This is a genomic window from Psychrobacter sp. 4Bb (genome assembly GCF_002836735.1).
Taxonomy (GTDB): Bacteria; Pseudomonadota; Gammaproteobacteria; order Pseudomonadales; family Moraxellaceae; genus Psychrobacter.
This window is the reverse complement of sequence record NZ_PJAS01000021.1, coordinates 1-1,277: the sequence shown is the minus strand read 5'-3', so window position 1 is coordinate 1,277 and position 1,277 is coordinate 1. Positions and strand designations below refer to the sequence as shown.

1 protein-coding gene is annotated in these 1,277 nt (G+C 43.2%); it reads left to right on the top strand.

Going from position 1 to position 1,277, the window contains the following annotated elements:
• The first annotated feature begins 65 nt into the window (after positions 1-65).
• Positions 66-1,231, top strand: a protein-coding gene (locus CXF60_RS00595; protein ID WP_101204884.1) for an IS3 family transposase whose coding sequence is annotated in 2 segments (ribosomal slippage) — positions 66-324 and positions 324-1,231 — 1,167 coding nt in all. Because the reading frame shifts where the segments join, the coding sequence is not laid out codon by codon here.
• Positions 1,232-1,277: the final 46 nt, after the last annotated feature.

Below are 1,277 nucleotides of genomic sequence, written 5' to 3'. Positions count from 1 at the left end.
TGAGCTATGCTGAAGAAACCGTACAAGTAAACTTGGTAAACTAACGACTCAACGAGGAGTTTACCATGACCAAGAAAGTTAGAACTTACAGCACAGAATTTAAAGCAGAAGCTGTCAAGAAGATAGCGGATAATAATGGCAATATTTCAGCTACTGCAAAGCAGCTCGGGATCGCCATGCAAACCTTATCTAACTGGCAGAATAAAGCCAATCAGGGCAAGCTTGTGGGCACTGAGCAATACGATCCTGATCTTATGAGCGCCCTTGAAGAAGTAAAACGGCTAAAGCGCCAGCTTAAAGTTGCTGAGGAGGAGCGCGAGATATTAAAAAAGGCGACGGCGTACTTCGCCAAGCACAGCTAGTAAAGTACGCTTTTATCAAAGACAATCAGCAGATATTTAGCATCACAACTATGTGCCGTGTATTAAAGGTTAAATCATCAAGTTACTATGACTGGTCAAGTCGTGACATTAGTGATCAGCAGATACATCGTAATCACTGCGAGCTACTAGTCAAAGCCGCTCATACTGAAACATATGAGCGTTATGGTGTAGATCGTCTACATGCGCGTCTAAGTGATCAAGGCCATGACATCAGTCCCTACATGGTTAGAAGTATTAAAGAGGAACACGGCATCAAGTGCCGTCGTCATAAGCGCTTTAAAGTCACTACTGATTCCAATCACAATAAACTGGTCTATGACAACGTGCTGAATCAGCAGTTTGACGCCAAGCGTCCCAATGAGTCTTGGGTCAGCGATATTACTTATATCTGGACAAACGAAGGTTGGCTGTACTTAGCTGGAGTCAAAGACTTATACACTAAAGAGCTTGTCGGCTACGCTATTAACAAGCGCATGACCGCAGATTTAGTATGTCGTGCGCTTAACATGGCAATTAAGAATAAACGCCCAAGCAAGGGGCTAATTGTACATTCTGATAGAGGCAGCCAGTATTGCAGTCACGCCTACCACAAGACCATTAAGCAGCATCAATTCATAGGCTCAATGAGCGGCAAAGGCAACTGTTTCGATAACGCTCCGATAGAAAGCTTCTGGGGCGTATTAAAGAATGAGTTGGTATATCATCAAGACTATAAAACAAGGTTCACAGCCATCAATGATATTATCAGTTATATCGAGCTGTACTACAATCAGACGAGGATTCAAAAGGGTTTGGGCTATCAATCGCCAAGACAGGTGTGGTTTGATTATTATCGTCAAGCTGCGTAACTAAAATCTCCCAAGTTTAATTCTACGGGATTGACGGCAGGGGTCA